Annotated in this window: 15 protein-coding genes and 1 tRNA gene; 7 read left to right on the top strand and 9 right to left on the bottom strand. The window is 60.4% G+C overall.

What is annotated here, in order from left to right:
• Nucleotides 1-36 precede the first annotated feature (36 nt).
• From secD to AC1Q5O_RS06975, 3 genes are read left to right on the top strand one after another with little or no spacing between them, the layout of a single operon-like run.
• Entirely contained in the window at nt 37-2,298 is a 2,262-nt protein-coding gene (gene secD, locus AC1Q5O_RS06985; RefSeq protein ID WP_492562214.1) for a protein translocase subunit SecD, read from the top strand.
• A 4-nt stretch (nt 2,299-2,302) separates the two neighbouring features.
• A complete protein-coding gene (locus AC1Q5O_RS06980) occupies nt 2,303-2,692 on the top strand; it encodes an Mth938-like domain-containing protein (protein ID WP_492562213.1) in 390 nt (129 codons plus the stop codon).
• Nucleotides 2,693-2,719: 27 nt separating this feature from the next.
• Nucleotides 2,720-3,556 carry a phytoene/squalene synthase family protein gene (locus tag AC1Q5O_RS06975; RefSeq protein WP_492562212.1) on the top strand — a complete coding sequence of 279 codons (837 nt, stop codon included), beginning with the start codon at nt 2,720-2,722 and terminating at the stop codon, nt 3,554-3,556.
• A 133-nt stretch (nt 3,557-3,689) separates the two neighbouring features.
• Here the strand turns inward: AC1Q5O_RS06975 and trmFO are convergent, their stop codons facing one another.
• The 3 genes from trmFO to AC1Q5O_RS06960 form a co-directional block, all read right to left on the bottom strand.
• Nucleotides 3,690-5,111: a methylenetetrahydrofolate--tRNA-(uracil(54)-C(5))-methyltransferase (FADH(2)-oxidizing) TrmFO gene (gene trmFO, locus AC1Q5O_RS06970; RefSeq protein WP_492562211.1), complete on the bottom strand. Its 1,422-nt coding sequence runs from the start codon at nt 5,109-5,111 to the stop codon at nt 3,690-3,692.
• A gap of 81 nt (nt 5,112-5,192) precedes the next feature.
• Nucleotides 5,193-6,137: an aldo/keto reductase gene (locus tag AC1Q5O_RS06965; protein ID WP_492562210.1), complete on the bottom strand. Its 945-nt coding sequence runs from the start codon at nt 6,135-6,137 to the stop codon at nt 5,193-5,195.
• Nucleotides 6,138-6,433: 296 nt separating this feature from the next.
• Complete coding sequence (locus tag AC1Q5O_RS06960; RefSeq protein ID WP_091878374.1) at nt 6,434-6,580, bottom strand: DUF1127 domain-containing protein; 147 nt, start codon at nt 6,578-6,580, stop codon at nt 6,434-6,436.
• A 269-nt stretch (nt 6,581-6,849) separates the two neighbouring features.
• Between AC1Q5O_RS06960 and AC1Q5O_RS06955 the strand changes: the two genes are divergently transcribed.
• Complete coding sequence (locus AC1Q5O_RS06955) at nt 6,850-7,962, top strand: DUF2157 domain-containing protein (RefSeq protein WP_492562209.1); 1,113 nt, start codon at nt 6,850-6,852, stop codon at nt 7,960-7,962.
• On the top strand, nt 7,959-8,516 hold the full coding sequence (locus AC1Q5O_RS06950; RefSeq protein WP_492562208.1) for a GDYXXLXY domain-containing protein: 558 nt from the start codon (nt 7,959-7,961) through the stop codon (nt 8,514-8,516). Before AC1Q5O_RS06955 ends, AC1Q5O_RS06950 begins: the two co-directional genes overlap by 4 nt.
• A 62-nt stretch (nt 8,517-8,578) precedes the next feature.
• Here the strand turns inward: AC1Q5O_RS06950 and AC1Q5O_RS06945 are convergent.
• The 4 genes from AC1Q5O_RS06945 to AC1Q5O_RS06930 form a co-directional block, all read right to left on the bottom strand.
• Nucleotides 8,579-8,661: transfer RNA gene (locus AC1Q5O_RS06945), tRNA-Leu, on the bottom strand.
• 89 nt (nt 8,662-8,750) lie between these two features.
• A complete protein-coding gene (locus AC1Q5O_RS06940) occupies nt 8,751-10,832 on the bottom strand; it encodes a prolyl oligopeptidase family serine peptidase (protein WP_492562207.1) in 2,082 nt (693 codons plus the stop codon).
• 142 nt (nt 10,833-10,974) lie between these two features.
• Nucleotides 10,975-14,148 carry an efflux RND transporter permease subunit gene (locus tag AC1Q5O_RS06935; RefSeq protein WP_492562206.1) on the bottom strand — a complete coding sequence of 1,058 codons (3,174 nt, stop codon included), beginning with the start codon at nt 14,146-14,148 and terminating at the stop codon, nt 10,975-10,977.
• A complete protein-coding gene (locus AC1Q5O_RS06930) occupies nt 14,145-15,251 on the bottom strand; it encodes an efflux RND transporter periplasmic adaptor subunit (protein WP_464663265.1) in 1,107 nt (368 codons plus the stop codon). The genes AC1Q5O_RS06935 and AC1Q5O_RS06930 overlap by 4 nt, the downstream gene beginning before the upstream one ends.
• Before the next feature lie 696 nt (nt 15,252-15,947).
• Between AC1Q5O_RS06930 and tig the strand changes: the two genes are divergently transcribed.
• Entirely contained in the window at nt 15,948-17,372 is a 1,425-nt protein-coding gene (tig, locus tag AC1Q5O_RS06925; protein WP_492562205.1) for a trigger factor, read from the top strand.
• Between the two features lie 119 nt (nt 17,373-17,491).
• Nucleotides 17,492-18,136 (top strand): HD domain-containing protein, encoded by a 645-nt coding sequence (locus AC1Q5O_RS06920; protein ID WP_492562204.1) that lies wholly within the window; start codon nt 17,492-17,494, stop codon nt 18,134-18,136.
• 6 nt (nt 18,137-18,142) lie between these two features.
• Here the strand turns inward: AC1Q5O_RS06920 and AC1Q5O_RS06915 are convergent, their stop codons facing one another.
• Both AC1Q5O_RS06915 and AC1Q5O_RS06910 read right to left on the bottom strand, forming a co-directional pair.
• A complete protein-coding gene (locus AC1Q5O_RS06915) occupies nt 18,143-18,859 on the bottom strand; it encodes a 3-keto-5-aminohexanoate cleavage protein (protein WP_492562203.1) in 717 nt (238 codons plus the stop codon).
• 80 nt (nt 18,860-18,939) lie between these two features.
• Entirely contained in the window at nt 18,940-19,773 is an 834-nt protein-coding gene (locus AC1Q5O_RS06910; protein WP_492562202.1) for an AraC family transcriptional regulator, read from the bottom strand.
• Nucleotides 19,774-19,787: the final 14 nt, after the last annotated feature.

Here is a 19,787-nt window from a genome sequence, read left to right as displayed (position 1 = left end):
TCAGGCCGCCCTGTTGATTCTTGAGGTCGGGATTGCATGCTCTATTTTAGCCGCTGGAAGACACTTCTCATCTGGGCCGTTGTTCTGGTCGGCGTGATCCTGGCTCTGCCAAATCTCTTTACCCCCATCCAGTTGGCGAACCTGCCCAACTGGCTGCCGAAGAAGCAGCTCGCCCTCGGACTGGATCTGGAAGGCGGCTCGCGCATCCGGCTGCAGGTCGACAAGGACAAGCTGGCGCAGACCGGCGCGGCCATCGAGGTGATGAACCGCCGTCTCAGCGAGCTCGGCTACACCAATCCCAATGTGGAGAGCCAGAGAAGCGGGCGTGTGCTGGTCGAGGTTTCGGGTCTGTATGACTCGCAGCTGCTCAAGGATATTCTGAGCCTGACCGGCCAGCTGAGCTTCCGCATGATCGATACATCCGTGCCGGTCCAGCAGGCGATTGACGGCACGCCGCCGGAAGGCGCTGATGTTGTCTATTCCTTTGACGATCCGCCCGTGGCCTACCTCGTCAAGAAGGAGGCCATCGTCACCAACCAGAATTTTGTGGGGGCGCAGGCGGGTGTCGATACGGCGACCCAGCAGCCCGTCATCACCTTCAAGCTGGACAGCGCGGGCGCGGAACGGTTCTCCCGGGCGACCAAGGAAAACATCGGAAAGTCCTTTGCCATCGTGCTTGACGATCAGGTGCTGTCGGCACCGGTGATCAGCGAAGCCATTCCCGGCGATACGGGCCAGATCACCGGCAATTTCGACCTGTCCGGCGCCAGCAACCTTGCCATCGTCATGCGTGCCGGCGCACTGCCTGCACCTGTTACCGTGATTGAAGAACGCTCTGTCGGTACAGATCTTGGTGCTGCTGCCGTGGCCGCGGGCAAGATCGCTGCGCTCATCGGCGCCGGTCTCGTCATCCTGTTCATGCTGCTGACCTATGGCCTGCTGGGCGTGATTGCGAGCATCGCGCTTGTTGTCAACATCGTCCTGATCCTGGCGGTTCTGACCATATTCGGCGTGCCGCTGAGCCTTGCCGGCGTTGCCGGTATCGTCCTGACCATCGGCATGGCGGTGGACTCCAACGTTCTGATCTACGAGCGCATTCGCGAAGACCGGCGTGCCGGCTTTTCGGTCATCCAGGCCATCGATTCCGGATTTGCCCGCGCGCAGGCCACGATCGTCGATGCCAATGTGACAACACTGATCGCCGCGCTCGTCCTGTTCATCCTGGGTACCGGGCCGGTGCATGGCTTTGCCGTAACCGTCACCATCGGTATCGTCACGACGCTGTTCACCACATTCACGCTGACGCGCTGGATGGTGTCGGCCTGGGTGCAGTGGTCGAAGCCCAAGGAAGTGCCGCGTGCACCGCTGAAGCTCATTCCCAACAACACCAGGATTCCGTTCATGCGCCTGCGCGGGCTGACGCTGGGTTTCTCCGCGCTGTCGAGTGTTGCCGTCATCGCGCTGTTCCTTGTCGTCGGCATGAATTTCGGCATCGATTTCAAGGGCGGAACCATGGTCGAAATCGCCTCCAATGAAGGGCCGATCGATCTGGACGATGTCTATAGCCGGCTGGATGACCTGAACATCGGCGATGTGAAGATCGAACCGTTCAAATCGGACAGCCGGGCGCTGATTACGGTCGGTAGCCAGCGCGAGGGCGAAAACGCCGAGCAGACCGTCGGTGTCAAAATCCGCGGTGAGCTCGATCAGGACTATGAATTCCGCCGGGTGGATGTCATTGGCCCGACCGTATCGGGCGAGCTTGCCAAGGCGGGCGGACTGGCGGTCGCGCTCTCCCTGGTGGCGATCTTCGCCTATGTCTGGTTCCGCTTCGAATGGCACTTTGCCCTTGGCGCGATCATCGCGACCATCCATGACGTGGTGCTGCTGCTCGGCATGTTCATTGTCTTCCAGATGGAGTTCAATCTGTGGAGCATTGCGGCGCTTCTGGCCATTGTCGGTTATTCGCTCAACGATACGGTGGTGATTTACGACCGCGTCAGGGAAAACCTGCGGCGGCATGGCAACAGCGTTTCGCTGTCGGCGGTTCTCGATGCCTCGATCAACCAGACATTGTCGCGCACCATCCTGACATCGCTGGCCACCTTCCTCGCGCTGGTCGTGCTCTATGCCTATGGCGGCGATGATGTCCGCTCCTTTGCGCTGACCATCGCGGTCGGCATTGTCGTTGCCACCTATTCGTCGATCTTCGTTGCCGGACCCTTGCTGATGCTGTTCGGGCTCAAGGGACGTGATGTGATTGACGATGCTCATCCCGCCAGGCAGAGCGGAGCATAGCGCCGTGGCTAAGGGCATTGAAATCCGCGACGCGCATTTTCCGGGCCGTGCAGCCATCGACGCCTATGGCAATGGCGGGTTCCGGTTTGCCGACATGTCGCATCGCGGATCGATCCTGTGCCTGCCATCGGGTATCCATGGCTGGGCGCCGAAGATCGAAACCGCGCTGACGGCGGAGGATCTGGCGCTTGTGCTCGAACAGGCGGCCGATATCGAGATTCTGCTGGTGGGAACGGGCACCGAATTGCGCCGTCTGCCGCAGGCCCTGCGTGACGTGCTGCGCGAGCACCGCATTTCCTCCGATCCCATGAGCACCGGCGCGGCCGTGCGCACCTATAATGTTCTGCTGGCGGAAGACCGCGCCGTCGCTGCGGCACTGATTGCAGTGGATTAAACCGGCGGTTCTCTGTATCTCAGCCCCATGAACGCGAACCAGACCCACTGCCTGCAACTACTGCGCGATACCGATCCCGACCGCTACCTCTCGGTGCTTTATGCGCCGGAGGGCAAACGGGGTGCCTTGGCCGCCCTTTACGCCTTCAATGTCGAGATCGCCCGCATCCGTGACCTGATCCACGATCCGCTGCCGGGCGAGGTGCGTCTGCAGTGGTGGCGTGACCTGATCAACGGTACCGAGCATGGCGAGGCCGTTGGCAATCCGGTGGCGGCGGCCCTGCTGGAGGCGATCAAGGCGCATAATCTGCCGCGCGCCGCCTTCGACAATTACTGCGAAGCCCGCATTTTCGATCTCTATGACGATCCCATGCCCAGCCGCAACGATCTTGAGGGCTATTGCGGCGAGACGGCCTCGGCCTTGATCCAGCTTGCCTCTCTTGTGCTTGACGCGGAAAAGGCGCCGGCCCATGCGGATATGGCGGGGCATGCGGGGGTTGCCCAGGCCATTACCGGACTTCTGCGTCTCCTGCCGCTGCACCGCCGGCGCGGACAGGTCTATATCCCGGCCGATATTCTGGCAGCGGTCGGCTGCAGTGCCGAAACAGTGCTTGAGGGCGCCGACAAGGACGCGGTCAAGCGCGCCATCGATGCGATGACGGCGCTGGCGGAAGATCATCTCGGGAAATACGAAGCCGGCGCAAAATCGCTCCCCGCCGCTTTGCGTCCGGCCTATCTGCCGGTAAGCCTGACCAGAACCTATCTGAAGGGGATCAGGGCCAGTGGCGCCGCAGCAGCCGATGAAACAGCGGTAATTTCACCGTTGAAGCGCCAGTGGGTGATGCTCAGGGCGTCCATGCGCTAGCCTTGGATGGCATTAGCCTTGTGCGTGGTTCGACAAGCTCACCATGAGGAAGTCGCATTTTGCAATGCACCGGATTCCCTCATGGTGAGCTTGTCGAACCACGCACACAATGGAATGCAACAAGCTGTGCTCGTTACTCCGCAGCCTCAGCTTCAGCCTCGGCCACCGCAGGCAGGCCCAGCCATGCCCGGCAATCCGCAAGCGCACGCGCGCTCATGGCGCGTTTCTTGGCGTTGGTCTTTTCCTTGCCGCGCAGCCGTTTGCCTTCCGACTTCGGCGCCTCAATCGGCGGGAACAGGCCGAAATTGACATTCATCGGCTGGAAGGATCGCTTGCCGGGTTCTTCATCACTGACGATGTGACCGCCGGTGATGTGTCCGAGCAGCGCGCCAAAGGCCGTGGTGAGCGGCGGCGGTGTCAAAACATGTCCGAGACGCTCGGCGGCGGCGAAACGTCCGGCAAGCAGGCCGATGGCTGCCGATTCCACATAGCCTTCACAACCGGTGATCTGCCCGGCAAAGCGCAGACCCGGGCGCGATTTCAGCTGCAGCGTCGGGTCGAGCAGGATGGGCGAATTCAGGTAGGTGTTGCGGTGCAGGCCGCCCAGCCGCGCGAATTCCGCGTTCTCGAGGCCGGGGATCATCCGGAAAATCTCGGTCTGCGCCCCGTATTTCAGCTTCGTCTGGAAGCCGACCATGTTGTAGAGCGTGCCGAGCGCATTGTCCTGCCGCAGCTGCACGACGGCATAGGCCTTGACCGTCGGGTTGTGCTCATTGGTCAGCCCCATCGGCTTCATCGGGCCGTGGCGCAGGGTTTCCACACCGCGTTCGGCCATGACTTCGATGGGCAGGCAGCCGTCGAAATAGGGCGTGCCTTCCCACTGCTTGAATTCGGTCTTGTCGCCGGCAATCAGCGCCTGCACGAAAGCCTCATACTGCTCCTTGGTCATGGGGCAGTTGATGTAGTCCTTGCCGGTGCCGCCGGGTCCGACCTTGTCGTAGCGCGACTGGAACCAGCAGGTGTTCATGTCGATGCTGTCGAAATGCACGATGGGTGCAATGGCATCGAAAAAGGCGAGGGCATCGGCGCCGGTCTGCCTGCCGATGGCTTCGGCCAGCGACGGTGCCGTCAACGGCCCGGTGGCGATGATCACTTTGTCCCAATCTTCGGGGGGCAGGCCGGTGATCTCTTCGCGCTCGATGGTGATGAGCGGGTGCGCTTCCAGCCTGGCCGTCACAGCCTGGGCAAAACCGTCGCGGTCGACGGCGAGCGCGCTGCCTGCAGGAACCTGATGGGAATCGGCCGAAGCCATGATCAGCGAATTGGCGAGGCGCATCTCCGCATGCAGCACGCCGACGGCATTGGTTTGCGCATCGTCGGAGCGGAAGGAATTGGAGCAGACGAGCTCGGCGAGATCCTGTGTCTTGTGCGCGTCCGTGCCGCGAACGGGGCGCATCTCGTGCAGGATGACGGGAATGCCTGCCTCGGCGAGTTGCCATGCAGCTTCGGAACCGGCGAGACCGCCGCCAATGATATGTACGGGTGTGTTTGACATAGCACCCCAATAAACCGTTTGGCGTCCGGCTTCAATGGTGCAAACGCCGCTGCGGATGATCCGCAGCGGCTTGCCGGTGTGTCAGGCGCTGGCTTTGTCGAGTTCGGCGATGTCCGCCTTGTCGAGCGTCAGGGATGCCGCCTTGATCAGGCTTTCCAGTTGTTGCAGCGATGTGGCGCTGGCGATGGGGGCGGTGACGCCCTGGCGTGCGATAATCCAGGCCAGGGCAACCTCGGCCTGCTTGGCGCCATGCTTGGCCGCAACCGCGTCCAGCGCTTCCAGAATGCGGTAGCCGCGCGCATTGAGATAGGCTTTGACACCGCCGCCGCGCTGGCTCTGCCCAAGATCGGCTTCGCTGCGGTATTTGCCGGAGAGAAACCCGCGCGCAAGGCTGAAATAGGTGATGACGCCGATATCCTCGGCCATGCACAGGTCACGCAGCGCGCCGTCATAGCCGGCGCGGTCATAGAGATTGTATTCCGGCTGGAGCACGTCATAGCGCGGCAGGCCATCCGCCTTGGCGGTGTCGAGCGCCGCGCGCATCTGGTTTGCATCGTAATTGGACGCGCCGATGGATTTGATCTTGCCGGCTTTCAGCAGCTTGTCATAAGCGGCAAGCGATTCCGCATGCGGCGTTGCGGGATCCGGCCAATGGGAGAGGTAGAGGTCGATGGCGTCCACCTGCAGGCGCTTCAGAGATGCTTCGACGGCCTCGGCGATATTGGCGGCCTTGAGGTTCTTGCCCTTGCCCATGTCGCCGCCGACCTTGGTGATGATGATCATCCTGTCGCGTGTGCCGCGGGATTTCATCCACTCGCCGATGATGGTTTCCGATTCGCCGCCGCTGTTTCCCGGAACCCAGCTTGAATAGACATTGGCCGTGTCGACCGTGTTGAGGCCCGCATCGGCAAAGCGGTCAAGCAGGTCAAAGGAGGTTTTCTTGTCTGCGGTCCAGCCGAAGACGTTGCCGCCGAAAACCAGCGGAGCAATCGACAGGCCTGTGCGGCCAAGAGGGCGTTTTTGCATGGTAAGTCTCCCGGGGAGGATGTGAAGGGGGACTCGGACTGTAGAACTCCAGGATGCATGTTTCCAGCCCGGCTTTGACCCGAATGGTCGCAGGCATGGATCGCAAAGGGAGCAGTTTGAAAAGGGAGGCGGTGAGCAGACGTCTCGAACCGCATACCCCGGAAACAACAACACCCACCGCGGGAGGAGGTGCGGTGGGTGCCGTTTTGTAAAGACCGGCTGGGAGGAGGAGTGCCGGCCTTTGATCGCGGGGGCTCTGGGAGGAGGATGAACCCCGGCGATATTCTGTTATGCGATTAGCGTACTGCGGACTTCTTGGCGACGAACGGGATGTCCGAGCGGGAGATGCCCAGGTCGTTCAGTTCGCGGGTCGACAGACGGTTCAGCTCGGAAACCGTGTCACGATAACGGCGCCAGTTGCTGTAGGAGCGGATAAGGTTCATTTCATTCACCATTCGGTTCAGTTGTTTCGTTGATCACTCTTGATCGTTGACCTGAAGATAGTGGATGCCTTGGCGAATGTGCAGAGCCAAGTTTGCAGATCAGCTATGCGTATGTTGCATTGCATCATTAATCGATTTTAATTGCTGCGTCGCACAAACGTCATCTTCATGGCCTTTGGCCCGAATCCGGCTGCAATTGCGTTTTCAATGTGGCTGGCCTTATCAGGGGCGGAGCCCTAATCTTACAGCTCGAGTCGGGAGCAGAATGCATGATAGTCGGTTTTACCCTGCGCAAGCACATTGCACGGTGGCAGCGTGACGGGTTGATCGATGACGCCACGGCGGACCGCCTGCGCGCCGATATCGCCGGGCAGGGCCCGGGTTTCGGGCTGGGGAATGTCCTGGCCATACTGGGCGTCATTCTCCTCGGCGCGGCGCTGCTGTCGCTGATTGCCGCCAATTGGGAAGCCATGCCGCGCCTTGTTCGCGTCGGTTTGATCTTTGCCGTGCTCTGGTGCGGCTATCTCGGCGGCGCGTGGCGGGCGAACAAGGGCGACAGGATTTTCAGTGAGGCGCTCTATCTCCTGGGCGCCATCGCCTTTGGTGCCGGGATCGCACTGGTCGGCCAGATGTATCATCTGTCGGGTGACGTGGCGTCCGCTGCGCTGCTCTGGGCGGGCGGGACGGTTGTCGCCGCGCTGCTGTTGCGCTCGTCGACACTCGTCTCCACCAGCATCGTGATTGCCGGTTTCTATCTCGTGGCCAGCCTGGAACCGGAAACGGCCTCGCGCCTGTCCTATGTCTGGATCATCCCGGTCTTTGCGGTGATTGCGGCAGGCCTGATCTGGTATGCGGGCGCGCAGGTGGCCCGGCATTTCCTCGCCGTTCTTGTGCTGCTCTTTGTCTGTATCGTTCACTTCGACCGGGATGCCGGCGTCGTGCTATGGATGACGCTGATTGCCGGCCTCGGCCTGTTTCTGCTGGACGCACTGCATCCGGCTGTGCTGGACCGCGCGACCGGATGGAGCATCAGTCTCGGCGCCTACGGATTTCTGGCGGTGCAGATGGTGCTGCTGATTTTCCAGTTCAACGACCACATCTTTGCCCAGACTCGCGATGTCATGACGGGTGTTGTCATCCTTGCCGTGGCGATCGCCGGTCTGGCTTTGTCGGGGCATCGCAATCTTGCCATACGGTGGAGTGCCTATGGGCTGTTTTCGCTGGAGGTTCTCTATATCGCGTTCGAGACCATCGGCACGATGATCGGTACCGCTGGCTTCTTCCTGACCGTCGGTGTGCTCGTGCTGCTGCTTGCAGTGTTCGTTATCCGTATGGAACGCCGTCTTCACAGGAAGAGTCTGGTGAAGGGTGCAGCATCATGAAAACAAAGTATTTTTTGCTGCCGGCTTTGATCGTTGCGCTCCTGCAGTCAGGCGCGCTTTATGCCATGATAGAAAAGCACGCGATGATTTTGCGCCACGGCACAATGATCACGCTGGCCACGCAGCCGGTTGATCCGCGCGACCTGTTGCGCGGCGAATATGTGCGGCTTGGCTACGGGATTTCTTCGGTCGAAGCTGACAAGGTGAGTGGCACGAAGCCGGATACGGCAGGCCTTGCCGACATCTATGTCACGCTGAAAGAGGGCGCGGATGGCCGGTGGGGTTTCACCGGGGCCTCCTGGCAGAAACGCCGGGATCTGGCGGCTGGCGAAGTCCAGATGCATGGCCAGACGCTGACGAGTGCCATGGGCGTCTTTGCCGTGCAGTACGGCATCGAACGCTATTATCTCCCCGAAGGATGGGGCCGTGCGGTCGAGAAGGTGCAGAGTGAGCGCGGGGTTGATGCGGTGATTGCCGTCTCCAGCGCGGGTGAAGCTCAGATTCGTTCGCTCAAGTACAATGGACGCCTGCTTTACCAGGAACCGGCCTACTGAACAGCCGTCATCGCGCAGCTTTGAAAAAGCCCGTCAACCTATTGAAATATGTGTAGAAAGAGTGGTGCGGATAGAGGGACTCGAACCCCCACGGTCTCCCGCCAGAACCTAAATCTGGTGCGTCTACCAATTTCGCCATATCCGCAGATGAGGGCCGTATCCGGCCCTCAAGCGCCGGTCTCTATATCACCCTCTTCTCAGGGGTCAAAGGAAAAAGCCGCCGTTTGAACAGGATTACGCCTGCGTCCAGCCGATCGCATCCCGCAGGAAGGCGTAGCCCAGCGCAATGAAGCTGGCGCGCTCCCTGTTGTCCTTGCCATAGCCATGTCCGCCCGCCTCGGGTTCATAGAAAGAGGCGGTGTAGCCGAGCTCCTGCAGCTTTGCCGCCATCTTGCGGGCGTGTCCGGGGTGCACGCGGTCATCCCTGCGGGTTGTGGCAATGAGGATCGGCGGATAGGGCCGGCCGGGCACAGCCGCGTGATAGGCCGACATTTCCTTCAGAAAAGCCCAGTCTTCCGGCTTGTCCGGGTCGCCATATTCGTCCACCCAGCTCGCCCCGGCGAGAAGCTTGTTGTAGCGGCGCATGTCGATCAGCGGAATGGTGCAGAACAGAGCGCCGAAGCGTTCGGGATAACGCGTCAGCATGTTGGAAATCAGCAGGCCGCCATTGGAACCGCCTTCCGCCGCGATACGGCCCGGCCGCGTGACGCCGCGCCGCACCAGATCGGCGGCAATGGCGGCAAAATCGTCATGCGAGAGCTTTTTGCCTGCCCGGCGCCCGGCGTCGTGCCATGCGGTGCCGAATTCGCCGCCGCCGCGCAGATTGGCGACCACGCTTGTGCCGCCGCGCTCGAGCCACAACTTGCCAACGGACGCACTGTAGTAGGGCTCCATCGACACGCCAAATCCGCCGTAACCGGTCATGTGCACCGGTGCATCACCGGTTTCGCCCTTGGGTCCGATCTGCGTATAGGGGATCGACTCGCCATCGCTGGAGATCGCCTCGTGCCGCGTGACGACAAGACCGGTCGCATCGAAGACCGCAGGGCTTTGTTTGAGCAGCGTAGGGGCAGCCAGTGTGGTGGGCTCGGCAATGTCGAGAAGCAGGACCTGCGCCGGGGTTATCGGGTCCTGCGCGGCGACGAGCAGTTCGCCATTGGCATGGATGTCCTCGACATCCAGCGACCAGATATGAACGATGCCCTCGGTTGGCACAACCGAAATGGGCTTCTTTGCCCATTTGCCAAGCGCAGGCTCGAAAATCTCGAAGCGTGGCGCAAGATTGTCGAGATAGGAGACGACCAGCTTCTTGTCGTTCCAGAAGAACCCCTGCAGGGCGCGGCGCGGACCCGGTTCGAACAGAACCTGAAAATCACGCTCTCCGGCAAGAAATGCCTGGAGCGAAATGCCGAGGAGCGTATCGGCGGGGTAGGTAACGCCGCTGACTGTCCAGTCTTCTCTCGGCTTGACCGTCAGCCACTGGTCGTAGGAATTCCACCATGCCGTTGCGGGTACGTCCACGCGCTGCCCGGGTCCGCCGCGATCGCCCAGCCAGCCAGCGGTTTCAAAGAAGGAATGCTGTTCGACAAACCAGAGGCGCTCGCTGCCGCTGCTGTGATCAATGTCGACACCGGCGGCCATGGAATCCGCGGCGCATTCGAAAATCACCGGTGCAGCCAGCGGGTCGGTCCCGCGTCGCCACAGGCGGACGGTGCGCGCATAGCCGGATTGCGTGGCCATGCCCTCGCCAAGGGCGCTCGATATCAAAACCGTATCGCGGTCGAGCCAGCCGAGGCCACCCTTCGCTTCGGGAAGATTGAAGCCGTTTTCGATGAACCGCAGCGTGTCCAGGTCGAACTCGCGGTTGACAACCGCATCGCTGCCGCCGCGCGACAGGGAGAGAATGGCCCGCTGCCGCTCCTCCTGTTCGATCTGCGCGCCCGCCCAGATCCAGTCGTCATTTTCGGCTGTGGCCAAGGCATCGATATCGAGCAGAAGTTCCCATTCTGGCTCGGGCGTTTTGTAGGATGTCATGGTGGTCCGGCGCCACAGGCCGCGCGGGTTCTTCTCGTCCTGCCAGAGGTTGTAGAGATAATCGCCGCGCCGTCCGACCATCGGGATCTTGTCCGGCCGGTTCAAAATGGCGGTCAGGACGTCGCGGTCATGCTCGAACTGCCGGCCGCCGAAGCGCTGCATGGTTGCGGCGGATTGCTTCTCCACCCATGCAAGCGGCTTTGCGCCGTCGATCTCTTCGAGCCAGATGCGCGGATCGTCATCGGGAGCATCGATGGTCGGGCGAATATCCTGATTGATCATGAGCGTCACTTTCCCTTGGAATCTGCCGCGCAGTTTCTTGAAAGCGCGGTATTTTGCAATGCCTCACACCATCAAATTCGGCATCCATGAAAAATCGCGCCGGTGATGAGCCGGCGCGATCCTCGTGTTGGGCGTTTCAAGCCTAGTGGGCCGGGGCTTCTTCCGCCGGCTTTTCAACCGGTGCCTTCCTGCGTCCGAATGAACGGAGCGCGACGTAGAACACCGGCGTCAGGAACAGGCCGAAGAAGGTCACGCCAAGCATGCCGGAGAACACAGCCGTGCCGAGTGACTGGCGCATTTCCGCGCCGGGGCCCTGGGCAATCATCAGCGGCACGACACCGAAGATGAAGGCAAAGGCGGTCATCAGGATCGGGCGAAGCCGCAGACGGCTGGCTTCAATCGCGGCTTCCACTGGCGTTGCGCCTTCCGCCTGATGCTGGCGGGCGAATTCCACGATCAGGATCGCGTTCTTCGCCGCCAGGCCGATCAGGACGACAAGGCCGATCTGCGTCAGGATGTTGTTGTCCATCCCGCGCAGGAACACACCGATCAGCGCGGCCAGAACCGCCAGCGGCACGATCAGGATGATCGCCAGCGGCAGCACCCAGCTTTCATACTGTGCGGCAAGGGCGAGGAAGACGAACACCACGGACAGTCCGAAGATCAGGATCGCCGTGTTTCCGGTCTGCCGTTCCTGAAGCGCCAGTTCCGTCCACTGGAATGTCGTTCCGCTGGGCAGTGTCTTGGTGGCAAGGGCCTCCATCTTGTCGAGCGCCGTACCGGTGGAAACCCCGGGCGCGGCGTTGCCCTGCAGCGGCACCGATACGTACATGTTGTATCGCTGCACCAGCGAGGGGCCGTTGGTGTCCTTGATGTTGATCAGCGTGCCCAACGGAACCAGCGCACCCGTTGCCGAGCGTACTTTCAGGGCAAGGATGTCGGTTCGATCAAGCCGGTATTGCTGGTCGGCCTGTGCCCGCACCTGATAGACGCGGCCGAAGGCATTGAAGTCATTGACATAGGACGTGCCAAGGTTGGTTGAAAGCGCCTCGAAAATGTTTGGAATCGGCACGTTCAATGCCTGTGCCTTGTCACGGTCCACCTCCAGGAAATATTGCGGGCTGTTGGCGGAGAACGTGGTGTAGACGCCGGTCAGGCCCGGGGTCTGGTTGGCTTCGCCCATCATCTGATAGGCCAATCCCAGGACACGGCGCATATCGGAGCTGTCGCGGTCGAGGAGCTGCATCTTGAAGCCGCCGGCATTGCCGACGCCGCGGATCGGCGGCGGCGGCACGGCGATGATGAAGGCCTCCTGGATGCTTTGCAGGCTGCCATAGACCTGGCCGATGATGGAATTGGCCGTTTGTCCGTTCTTGATCCGCTCTGCGAACGGCTGGAACGGAACGAACACCACGCCGGAATTCGACGCATTGGTGAACGTTGCACCGTTGAACCCGGCAAAGGCAATGGCGTTGCGCACGCCCGGAATGCCCTTGATGATCTTCGATGCCTTTTCGATCACCGCGTCCGTGCGGGCGAGGGAAGCGCCGTCCGGAAGCTGGACGACGACGATGGCATAGCCCTGATCCATCGGCGGCACAAAGCCGCGCGGGATCGTGACCGCCATGAACCAGGTGGCGACCAGCAGCCCCGCGAACACGAGCAGGGAGGAGAGGAGGCCGATGGTCGATCCGACGAGGTGCCGGACGATCCAGGAATAGCCGTTCGCCATCTTGTCGAAGCCGGTGTTGAAGCCATTGGCCAGGGCCCGGCCAGCCCGCGCCAGAGGGTTTCTGGAGACCGCGTGGTCATGCGGACGCAACACAATTGCCGCCAGCGCAGGAGAGAGCGTCAGCGAGTTGATGGCCGAAATGGCTGTTGCTGCCGAGATCGTCACGGCGAACTGGATGTAGAACTGGCCCGATATGCCGGGAATGAACGCTGTCGGGGCAAACACCGCGATCAGCACCAGTGAAATGGCGATAACGGCGGTTCCCACCTCGTCCATGGTCGTGTGCGAGGCCTGTTTCGGGCTCATGCCCGCCGCAAGGTTTCGCTCGACGTTCTCCACCACCACGATGGCGTCGTCCACCACGATACCGATGGCGAGGACGAGGCCGAACAGGGTGAGCATGTTCAGCGAGAAGCCGAAGGCCGAGAGGATGGCGAAGGTGCCGATCAATGAGACCGGGATGGCCACGATCGGGATGATCGCCGTCCGCCAGGATTGCAGGAAGACAAGAACGACCAGCGCGACGAGAATCACGGCTTCGAAGATCGTCTTGTAAACGTCGGAGATCGATTCCGCGATGAACTCCGTCGGATCATAGACGATGTCGTATTTCAGGCCCGGAGGGAAATCCTTGGAGAGTTCCTCCATGGTGGACCGGATGGATGCGGCAGCAGCAAGGGCATTGGTGCCCGGACGGCTGAAGATACCCAGCGCAACGGCAGGACTGCCATCGAGATAACTGTTGGTCACATAATCCTTGGCGCCAAGTTCGATGCGGGCGACGTCTTGCAACTGTACCAGACGGCCATCGCCGCTTGTTTTGACGATGACATAACGGAATTGCCGCGCATCGCTGAACCGGCCCTGCATGGTGACCGTGTACTGGAAGGCACTTGTGCCCGGTGTGGGCGGCCCGCCAATGGCACCGCCATTGACCTGCACGTTCTGGTCGCGCAGTGCCTGAACCACATCGGCTGATGTCATGGAGTAGGCGGCGAGTTTCTGCGGATCGAGCCAGATGCGCATGGAATACTGCCGCTCGCCGAAGATGGTGACTTCGCCGACGCCGTCGAGCCGCAACAGCACGTCGCGGATGCGGGTGTTGGCGTAGTTGGACGCATAGAGCTGGTCGTAACGGTTGTCGGGCGAAAGCACGTGCACGACCATCATCAGGTCGGGCGAACTTTTCGTCGTGGTGATGCCGTTGCGCTGCACGTCCTGCGGCAATTGCGGTACGGCAATGGCGACGCGGTTCTGTACCAGAACCTGTGCCTTGTCGAGATCGGTGCCGAGCTTGAAGGTGATGGTCAGCGCCATCGAACCATCGGCGGTCGAGTAGGAAGACATGTAGAGCATGTCCTCGACGCCGTTGATCTGCTGCTCGATGGGGGTGGCGACCGTGTTGGCAATGGTTTCGGCGTCGGCGCCGGGATAGGCTGTGCGCACGACAATGGTAGGCGGCGCGATTTCCGGATACTGGGCGACAGGGAGCTGGGTGTAGGCGATCCCGCCGACAATCAGCAGCACAATCGACAGGACGGATGCGAAGATCGGCCTGTCGATGAAAAAATGCGCAAATCTCATTGGCCTGCCTCCGCAGCCTTCACCTCCGGCGGAAGCTGGATAACGTCGGCCTTGACCTTGATACCCGGGCGAATCCGCATCAGGCCATTGACCACGATGGTCTCGTCACCGGTCAGGCCGCTGCGGATCACCCGATAACCGTAGAGTTTGGGGCCGAGACGCACGGGCTTGGTCGTGACCGAGTTGTCCGCATTGAGGACATAGACAACCCGCTCGTTCTGATCGGAACCAACCGCTTCGTCGGGCACCAGAATACCCTTATAGGTGTTGGAGGCGGCCACTTCGACCCGGCCGAACAGTCCGGGCTGCAGCACGAAATCCGGATTGTTGAAGCGGGCACGCACCCGCATCGTTCCGGTGGCATCATCGAGCCGGTTCTCGGCGAAATCGAGCTTGCCCTTGAACGGCGGCTGGTTGGAATCGGTCAGCCGCACCGTCACTTCGAGGCCGCCGCCGCCTTCCTGCAGATTGCTGCCGTTTTCGCGGGCGGTCTTGGCATAGGACAAAAGGTTGCGCTCATCCACGTCGAAATAGAAATCGATCGGATCAAGCGAAACGATGGTCGTCAGGATGGTGTTGTTGGCATTGACGAGATTGCCGACGGAAATGAGCCTGCGGTCGATGCGGCCATCCTGCGGCGCCGTGATCTGCGTGTAGTTCAGATTGAGCTGGGCCGCATCGACGGCGGCCTGGGCGCCGGCCACGCTGGCCTGACCGGCGAGATAGGCGCGGCGCTGGTCATCCAGTGTGGATACGGACAGCGTGCCGCTGCCGGTGAGCGACTGGGTGCGCTTGAACTGGGCCTCCGCATAGGTTTCCGTTGTTTTGGCCACTTCCAGTGCGGACTGGGCCTGCGCCAGGGCGGATATGTAGGGGCGCTGGTCGATGGTGAAGAGCGGATCGCCCTTCTTGACCAACGATCCGTCCTTGAAATGCACCGTATCGAGATAGCCGTCGATGCGCGAGCGCACCGAGACCTGGTCGACAGCTTCGAAGCGGCCGATGAACTCATCGCTGTCGATCACGTCGCGGACGACAGGCTTGGCTGCCGTGACGGTTGGAGGCGGGGGCGCATTCTGCGCCAGTGCCGGAGAGGCTGCCATGAGCGCGATTGCAAAGCCGATTTTGAAGGTAGAGAGAGAATTCCGTGACAAGGGCAGGCCTCCATGACGATCAGACTTCCAGGCGTCTCGGGGATGCCTGGGCATCGCCGTCAGCGCTGGTGATTCATCGTACGGCTACGGGTCAGGTGATGCGCTGACCAGAACAGCTGGAATGCTGGCGCCGCAGACAAACAAGTCAATTTCTCAGATTGTATCGATTTAGTATTTAGTTTCGATAGGGACCAGCGCAAGGGCAGTTCCAAATTCCGTTGAGGCATATTTCCAGTTGGCTATCGATGGTCCCCACACCGGGAAGATTTGCACAGTTGCACATCGTTGTCATCAGGCAAATATTTCACCTGTTGTTGTGATCATGAAAGTGCCTGACTTGCCGTGCAGAAGTTTGCCCGACCCTGAGGCTGTGCCATTGATTTTTGTACGCAGTGCAAGTAAATGGAGCCACCAATCGGTAAGGGTGCAATTTCTTGCGCGGCTCTGTGACAGGTTCTGTGATATGAATTGTGTCACAAAAAATGAGCTGAAAGAGAAATAAAGCAATAAAATCAACGTGGATGGTGAGGGCATGGCTCGCCCCATCTGCACCAGAAGCCACGATGGCAGACAGTTTTTCTCCCGCAATTTGGCTCACAGGCCGGCGACGGCGGGACAAATGTTAAAAAAAGTGAAGGTTTGGACATGCAGGTTACTGAAACGCTCAATGAAGGGCTGAAGCGCGAGATCAAGGTCGTCGTTCCGGCCAAGGATCTGGAAGCAAAGCTTTCCGAACGCCTCCAAGGTGCCAGCGCCAAGGCGCGCATCAATGGCTTCCGCCCCGGCAAAGTGCCGCTCAATCACCTGCGCAAGATGTACGGCAAGTCGTTCATGGCTGAAGTCGTCAACGAGATTCTCAGCGATTCCTCGCGCACGATCCTTGCGGAGCGCAACGAAAAGTCGGCGACCCAGCCGGAAGTCGCGATGACGGAAGACGAGAAGGAAGCGGACAAGGTTCTGAACGGCGAAGCCGATTTCGAATTCACGCTGAACTACGAAGTCCTGCCGGTTATCGAACTCAAGGACGCTTCCAAGATCAGCGTCACGCGCGAAGTGGTCGATGTGACTGACGCGGAAGTTGAGGAGCAGGTCAAGCGCGTTGCCAGCTCCGCCCAGACGTTCGAGCCCAAGAAGGGCAAGGCCGAATCCGGCGACCGAGTCATCATGGACTATCTCGGCAAGATCGACGGCGTACCGTTCGACGGCGGCGCCGATACCGATGCGACCCTGATCCTCGGTTCGGGCCAGTTCATTCCCGGCTTTGAAGATCAGCTGATCGGCACCAAGGCTGGCGACGAGAAGCAGATCAAGGTTACGTTCCCGGCTGAATACGGTGCAGCGCACCTCGCCGGCAAGGATGCGACCTTCGACATCACCGTCAAGGAAATCGGCAAGCCCGGCGAACTCGAAATCAACGACGAAACGGCGAAGAAGCTCGGCATCGAGAGCGCCGACCGTCTGCGTCAGGTTATCCGCGAGCAGATCGAAAGTCAGTACGGCTCGTTCACCCGCCAGAAGGTCAAGCGTCAGATTCTCGATGCGCTCGACGGCGAGTACAAGTTCGAATCGCCGGAACGCCTGATCAATGCCGAGTTCAACAACATCTGGGCACAGATCGGCCAGGACCTCGCACAGGCCGGCAAGACGTTCGAAGACGAAGAGACCACGGAAGAAGAAGCACGCGAAGAATATCGCAAGCTGGCCGAACGCCGCGTTCGTCTTGGTCTCGTTCTCTCCGAAATCGGCAACAAGGCCGGCATCGAAGTGACCGAAGAGGAACTGCAGCGCGCCGTTTACGATCAGGTTCGCCAGTATCCGGGCCAGGAACAGCAGATTTATGAATTCTTCCGCAAGACTCCGGAAGCGATCAACAATCTGCGCGCTCCGATCTTCGAAGAAAAGGTTGTCGATCACCTTCTCACCTCCATCAACGTCACCGACAAGAAGGTGACGAAGGAAGAGCTGATGGCTGAAGACGAGTCGGATGAAAAGTCCGGCGAAGCCAAGAAGCCTGCCAAGAAGGCAGCGCCGAAGAAGGCCGCCAAGAAGAAGACCGAAGACGAAGCGTAAGCTTCCTACATCTCACATTGGAAAAGGCCGCTTTCGAGCGGCCTTTTTCATTTCTGGTGCGCGGTAATCGCGGGGCAGCGTATGCTGCGGGTCCAACTGATTCCGCAGAGATTTCGCCGATGTCCATTGCTGCCTTTGCGCCGTTCGAGGCGCTTGCCGAACACCTTCTGCCTCATGCAACCGATGGGACGAGTGATGGGTCGCATGACCAGTCTCATCTCTTGCGTGTGTGGAAAAATGCAACAGCAATTCATGACGAGGAGGGTGGGGACCGCGAAATACTGGCCGCAGCGACAATCCTGCATGACTGCGTTGCCATCGAAAAGAATTCACCGCATCGCGCGCAGGCCTCGCGGTTGGCTGCTGAAAAGGCATCGAAGCTTCTTGCCGATATTGGCTGGCAATCCTCGCGCGTTGCTGCCACAGCGCACGCCATCGAAGCACACAGCTTTTCGGCAAACATCCCTCCACGCACCTTGGAGGCGAAAATCCTGCAGGATGCGGATCGTCTGGATGCCATTGGCATGGTTGGCGCTGCACGATGTTTCTACATCGCAGGCCGTATGGGGAGTGGGCTTTATGATCCCTTGGATCCCATGGCAATCGATCGTAACCTCGATGACAAGAGTTTTGCCATCGATCATTTTGAGGTCAAGCTTTTCAAGTTGACTGCGGGGTTCAACACGGTCAGGGGTGCGCAGATCGCCAAGGTGCGACAGGAGCGACTCCGCCGGTTCCTGGGCGAGTTTCTTGATGAGATATAAGCGATCTCAGCGAGACACCAGGTCGAGCGCGGCGCGGATCAGATCGGCATTGCCCTCAGCCATTTGTCCCGACGGCAGGAGATTGCCGTCTTCCAGGCCGATACGGCTGTCAAAGCCCTTGGCCATGGCTTCGCTGTAGATGGGCCAGACACTGGCTTCATCGCCGTGCATGAGGATAGGCAGTGTATTGCCTGCCTTGCGCAGAACCGCCTGAATACCATCGGCGGCCCGCAATCCCTCGTCGATGTCCTGCTCGTTGATTTCGATCAGCACGCGCAAGCATTTTGCCGCATCCCTCAGGCCGACAAAGCGCTCCGCATCGCTGACGGACCAGAGCCCCGCTTCGACGCCGACACCCCTGCCGAGAATGTGCGCAATCACATCCTCAGCGTCCTCTTCGATCAGGTTGATCGAGACGTAGTCGGGCAAGGTCGTCCAGCGGTGGATGGGTTCCTGCCGCGAAAAGCCGCCGGGAGGGATGCGCCAATGGGTGGAAAGGCCGACGGGAATGCCCGGCACGGCCGAACGAACCGCCTGCAGGGTCTCGGCGATATGGTCCGGCTCCAGCGTTTCCATTCCATCCGGTCCGCGTGGGTGGATATGCAGCTCGCGGGCGCCAGCGGCTACGGCAAGCGCCGCGTCCCTGGCAATTTCCGAGGCTGTAAAGGGGAGCGCAGGGTGAAAATCCCGCATGCGCCCGCCGTTCAGGCATGCCTGCAACATGGTGGTGTCTCCGCTATGACGGCTCTATCATAGCGGATTTCCTCCTGACAGCACCCCGTCAGTATGGATTCGATGCCGGTTCAGACCTTGATCGGAATCCATATCTCCATTCCTCCATTGCCGGTCCGCGGGTCGAATTCCGGACCATAACGTTCGAAATTGGGTGCATCGGCCAGGGCATGGCCGGATTCCGGCAACCATTTGCCCCAGATGGTCATGATCGTGCTGCGAATGGTCGAAATATGGTCGCGATGCGAAAACACCAGATAGGTCTGCGCTGGAATGCGCAGCCGAGCGAACTCCTGCGGGATGTCGGAGAAATCGGCAACCTCGGTGCCCGCGATGTAATCGAAATTCTGGGCGTCATCGCTGTTGCAGCAGACGCCGTAGGCCACAGCGCCGATCTGGCCGGTGATATGGCCGAAATAGGGGTTGAAACGCTGCCATTGCGCCGGAATACCGCTGCTGGTTTGGCAGGTGTATCGTTCGCCTATGCCGGCGACCAGCATTGGTTTGCCGTTCGCGATGCGCGGCTCTTCGATATCGGTAATAAACTTTTCGTCCATTTTCATCGGCTCCACCAATGGGATGTTACGGGTATGGCGCTGTGCGCGGACCTGTTCGGGTGTCAGGCCGAACTGATCGCGGAACGCCCGCGTGAATGCCTCATGGGAGCTGTAGCCGGCATCGAGCGCGACGCTGAGAATATCCGGAGCACCTTCGCACAGGGATTTCGCTGCCTCGGTCAACCGGCGGCCACGGATGTGGCTGCTGACCGAGCGGCCGGCAAAGATGCCGAAGGCGCGGGACATGTGAAACCGTGACAGGCCCGCCACATCGGCGATATCGTCGAGGGTGATCTCCTCGGCGAAATGACCCTCCACATACCAGATCGCTTTCTCAACCGAATTCATGCAACTCTCCATTG

The organism is Phyllobacterium sp. MT110 (assembly GCF_058792715.1).
The sequence above is the reverse complement of the archived record's forward strand: the minus strand, read 5'-3'. Positions and strand labels throughout refer to the sequence as shown.

Excerpts from the sequence above, each read along its gene's own strand:
- secD (WP_492562214.1), top strand. The coding sequence starts at position 37 with ATGCTCTATTTTAGCCGCTGGAAGACACTTCTCATCTGGGCCGTTGTT.
- AC1Q5O_RS06975 (WP_492562212.1), top strand. The coding sequence starts at position 2,720 with ATGAACGCGAACCAGACCCACTGCCTGCAACTACTGCGCGATACCGAT.
- trmFO (WP_492562211.1), bottom strand. The coding sequence starts at position 5,111 with ATGTCAAACACACCCGTACATATCATTGGCGGCGGTCTCGCCGGTTCC.
- AC1Q5O_RS06965 (WP_492562210.1), bottom strand. The coding sequence starts at position 6,137 with ATGCAAAAACGCCCTCTTGGCCGCACAGGCCTGTCGATTGCTCCGCTG.
- AC1Q5O_RS06960 (WP_091878374.1), bottom strand. The coding sequence starts at position 6,580 with ATGAACCTTATCCGCTCCTACAGCAACTGGCGCCGTTATCGTGACACG.
- AC1Q5O_RS06955 (WP_492562209.1), top strand. The coding sequence starts at position 6,850 with ATGATAGTCGGTTTTACCCTGCGCAAGCACATTGCACGGTGGCAGCGT.
- AC1Q5O_RS06950 (WP_492562208.1), top strand. The coding sequence starts at position 7,959 with ATGAAAACAAAGTATTTTTTGCTGCCGGCTTTGATCGTTGCGCTCCTG.
- AC1Q5O_RS06940 (WP_492562207.1), bottom strand. The coding sequence starts at position 10,832 with ATGATCAATCAGGATATTCGCCCGACCATCGATGCTCCCGATGACGAT.
- AC1Q5O_RS06935 (WP_492562206.1), bottom strand. The coding sequence starts at position 14,148 with ATGAGATTTGCGCATTTTTTCATCGACAGGCCGATCTTCGCATCCGTC.
- AC1Q5O_RS06930 (WP_464663265.1), bottom strand. The coding sequence starts at position 15,251 with ATGGCAGCCTCTCCGGCACTGGCGCAGAATGCGCCCCCGCCTCCAACC.
- tig (WP_492562205.1), top strand. The coding sequence starts at position 15,948 with ATGCAGGTTACTGAAACGCTCAATGAAGGGCTGAAGCGCGAGATCAAG.
- AC1Q5O_RS06920 (WP_492562204.1), top strand. The coding sequence starts at position 17,492 with ATGTCCATTGCTGCCTTTGCGCCGTTCGAGGCGCTTGCCGAACACCTT.
- AC1Q5O_RS06915 (WP_492562203.1), bottom strand. The coding sequence starts at position 18,859 with ATGTTGCAGGCATGCCTGAACGGCGGGCGCATGCGGGATTTTCACCCT.
- AC1Q5O_RS06910 (WP_492562202.1), bottom strand. The coding sequence starts at position 19,773 with ATGAATTCGGTTGAGAAAGCGATCTGGTATGTGGAGGGTCATTTCGCC.